2 protein-coding genes and 2 tRNA genes are annotated in these 4184 nt (G+C 28.0%); all 4 read right to left on the bottom strand.

Annotated features, from left to right (window positions below; genetic code table 11):
* Window positions 1-30: 30 nt before the first annotated feature.
* The 4 genes from EF514_RS10575 to EF514_RS10560 all read right to left on the bottom strand — a co-directional run bounded on the left by EF514_RS10575 (window position 31) and on the right by EF514_RS10560 (window position 4165).
* The gene (locus tag EF514_RS10575) at window positions 31-1281 is read right to left on the bottom strand and encodes an RtcB family protein (protein ID WP_127725418.1); all 1251 of its coding nucleotides are present in this window, start codon (window positions 1279-1281) and stop codon (window positions 31-33) included.
* A gap of 203 nt (window positions 1282-1484) precedes the next feature.
* The gene (locus EF514_RS10570; protein WP_127725417.1) at window positions 1485-1994 is read right to left on the bottom strand and encodes a dihydrofolate reductase family protein; all 510 of its coding nucleotides are present in this window, start codon (window positions 1992-1994) and stop codon (window positions 1485-1487) included.
* A 2010-nt stretch (window positions 1995-4004) separates the two neighbouring features.
* A tRNA-Arg gene (locus tag EF514_RS10565) sits at window positions 4005-4081 on the bottom strand.
* A gap of 9 nt (window positions 4082-4090) precedes the next feature.
* Window positions 4091-4165, bottom strand: a tRNA-Gly gene (locus tag EF514_RS10560).
* Window positions 4166-4184: the final 19 nt, after the last annotated feature.

Here is a 4184-nt window from a genome sequence, read left to right as displayed (position 1 = left end):
AGCTTGTATGTACAAGCTTTTTTATCTTTATCATCCTTTGAAATTATAAATCGGTCTTAATACTTCCACTATTTCCACAGTACTTCCAATTATCTTTTCAATTATATCTTGGGGATTTTTGTATACATGAGGGCTTTCATCAATAGTATCCTTATGGACCGATGTTGAAAAAATTCCTTCCATACTAAGTTCAAATTCCCTTAAAGTAACTTGCTTTTTAGCCTGTCTCCTACTCATTAAACGCCCCGCACCATGAGGAGCGGAATCGTTCCAATCCTTATTGCCAAGCCCTCTACATAGGAGACTGCCATACTGCATATTTATTGGTATCAATAGCAACTGATCTCTTTTAGAAGCCACCGCTCCCTTTCTAATAGTTTTATCTTCAAAGTCATAGTAGTTATGAATAGTTTCAAAACTAAATCCATAATTTGATATCTCAGATAAATTTAAACTCTCGCATAAAAATCTATAAATTAAATCTCTAATTCTTTTCCTATTTACTACAGCAAACTTTTGACATATAGCCATATCATGCAAGTATTCCTCTGCTAAAAATCCTTCTAAATATGCTAGATCCTTTGACATATTTAAAGTTTCATCTACCTTATTTGAACTTTCTTTTTCCTTTTGTTCCCCTTTGATATCAGTTACAACATTTTTCTTTCCCTTAGATTTTTTCTTATTTAAACCGTGATATTCAATAGCTTTATTTTGATATAAATCAGCCACTTGTTTTCCAAGATTTCTGCTGCCACTATGAATAATTAAATAAGTCTTTTTAGATTTCTCACCTTGAGCAATTTCAATAAAATGATTACCACCGCCCAATGTTCCAAGCGACCTTTTTATTCTATTCATATCCTCTATTTCGTCATAACATCTTAAACCTTTTAGAATTGACAAATCACCTAGTATATCGCTATCCAATTTTTTATTTACATTAAATCCATAAGGTATTAAATCATTATCTCTTATTTCAGAATCAAGTTTTTCCAAAAGATTTCTATTAATATCTATATTGGAAATATCAGTAGTTAGAACTCCACATCCAATATCAACACCTACTATATTAGGAACTATCTTTATGTTTTCTTCTGTATATCTACAAGTAAAACCAATTACCGAACCTTTGCCGGCATGAACGTCGGGCATAATTCTTATTACTGTATCTTTTAAGAAAGATTGATCTAAAATCTTAATAATCTGTTGTTTAGCTACTTCTTCCATTTCATTTGCAAATACCTTTGCTGAATTATACTTTCCTTTCAATTCAATCATCTATATCGCTCCTGACACTAAACATATAAAACTTTAATAATTCCTGTTAATAACTTCTACTTAAATTAAATAATAGTTATCCTACATTAATCATATCACAATATAGTCATTTCTTTTACAATACAGATTTCAATCTTAAAAGTTACTTACACTATCTGTTTAATTATAAAATAGAATTTATTTTTTTAACCTATGGGCTAATTTTATCTTTTATATATAAGTTCAACAAATTGTCCGTATCTATTTATTTTTTCAAGTATAAATCTTCTAAGCATTTCTTTTTGTGTAAACAATGGTATACCTTCTCCTAAAAGTACAGGAGCTATTTGTATAATCATTTTCTCCACTAAATTGTTATCAAGTAAGGGTGTTAGTATCTTACTCCCACCAATAATCCATATATTCTTATCCTTATCAAAATTTTCTATAAATTTAACAACATCACAAGAAATCGGAATATAATTATCAATATCTAATTTTTTAGAATGTGTAAAGACATAATTTTCACTAGTCGGGTACATGCTATGGGCATTTGGAAATTTGGACACCTCGTCAAAAGTCTTTTTACCCATTACAGTAATATCGATTTTTTTATAAAATTCCTCATATCCCGTTTCTTCAATAGTTCCTGTTTCATATAACCAATCTACATTATGGTTTTTGTCGGCAAGAAAGCCATCAATAGTAATGCAGCCATAAAAACAAACGCTCATATCTATCACCTCGAAACAATTATATCAAATATAAATAATCATAAATAGTTCAAACTATTATTTACTAATTACCATACTTAATATTCTTTGTCTACAATAAAATTTTATTTTCTGAATTTTTCTTTTTATTAATAACTTTTTAAGATCTAACTTAATCTACCATATTACTTACTAGATCCTCTAATAACTGAACTACACTTTTATCTAATTTTTTAATATTTGATTAACTTACATTAATTATATTTGTTTTTAAGTTTGTAAAAATATTATTACACTATTTCATATGCTAAAGTGTTATAATGTTTTTAGTATTACTGAATACTAAAAAAGCTTATAATAACACCATTAACAGGAACTCTTAAAGCTGAGTTCCTGTTAAACATCTATAAATAATTAATTATTAAATATTCAATAATAATCTAATTACAAAAGAGAATAAAACGCAAGTACTGACCTCAAAAAGTTGGACAAATAATTAAGCTGTTAATAAAGACTAAATTCTAAAATTTATAGAACTTTGTCCTTTTAAATTTTCTTTAATTAATCATCTATTAGATGCTTCTTTGGATAGAAATTACTGTATATGGGATTATAAACTTAAGTTACAAAGAATAGGTACTTTTTTTATTCGTTTAATATTCAGTAATTTTTAAAATTTTTCTTTAATAAATTTAGACCTTTACCTACTACAACAATTATGCATATGTTAAGTATGTCTCTTATAGGCTATTTCATTTATAGGGGTGTAAAATATTCGAATTTAAAATCATTCATTCTCTTAAATTATTCTTCCATTTTTTTATAACTTCCAATCTGAATACAATCTATACTTCTATCCAACTACTTTTATAAAAGTAGTTTGCTAATAATTTAGATGTATTATTGTCAGTAGAAAAATTAAGTCCACTGACGGTTAACCTCAGCCTCTAACTCAAATTTTCTCTCCTTGTTCATATAACTATCAATTACTAATGTGAAACTTAACACTCCCGTTCAATTATACGTATATCTTATCTCAGGCGTTATTGTAGTCTTTCAATTAAGCAAAAATTATTGACAGTGATCACTCTTCTATATTTTAGTCTATTTATAATCATTTCGTGCTATTTAGTGTGATTTGGTTACTTGTTGTAAAAGTTTTTGTTTATTCAGGGTATTTATCTTAACGTGATATAATTATCATGTGAGTTATACCTATAACTCCTTAGCAAATCATACTCTGGAAAAGTTGCCCTTATGGGCTTCTTTTTCATTTCGTGCTTATAGATGTCTTTTGGTTACTCATTGCCCAAATTATTATCAAATTAAAGTATAATATTTTTGACAAATTGATAACCTCACGAATTAATATGTCCTAACTATTTATATTGATGAAAGAGTAGTCCTTATAGGACTTCTTTTTCATTTCGTGCTTATAAATGTCTTTTGATTAAGCATTGCTCAAATCTTTAATTATATGGGTATATATTTTTTGACTCATTATTACCCTCAAAAATGAACTGTCCTCACTATTTTATTTATTTATTGAGAAGCGGTCCCTATGGGACTGCTTTCTCATTTCTAAAATCATATACGATTAAATCTATAAATCACTATCTCTAACAAACAACCCATTTTACATTTAACCTCTTCAATGCTTAATCTCACATAAGAAAAATTTATGAAAGTGTTTGAGAAAAACGCTTGTAATTAAAAACTATATTTGATTATAAAAATAAATGGATATCTAAGTTAAAGAAAAACAATGAGTTTTTGACTATGAAATATAGTAAAAAATGTGAAAACTATAGAAAATATATTTATTATCCATTATTAAAAGAATTTAAATCGTATTTGCAACAGCGAATATATACTTATAAGGATATTGAAGAACTAAACACTACTATATAATCAATTAAGTTTGTAATTTATATATGGTCTACTTTCCTAGTTTATATATTTTAAACAAATTTCCGTGAAATAAAATTTCAATAAAAAAACTTGTAGCTATTACAACTACAAGGCTTTTGTTGGTGCACCGTAGAGGATTCGAACCCCTGGCCTTCTGGTCCGTAGCCAGACGCTCTATCCAGCTGAGCTAACGGTGCAAAATAAAATGGAGCGGAAGACGAGATTCGAACTCGCGACCCTCGCCTTGGCAAGGCGATGCTCTACCACTGAGCCACTTCCGCATAATTTTTATGTTATAAA

Source organism: Anaerosphaera multitolerans, assembly GCF_004006535.1.
In the GTDB taxonomy this organism is placed as follows: Bacteria; Bacillota; Clostridia; order Tissierellales; family Peptoniphilaceae; genus Anaerosphaera; species Anaerosphaera multitolerans.
Note: the sequence above shows the minus strand (reverse complement) of the source record. Positions and strands in the feature narration are given on the sequence as shown.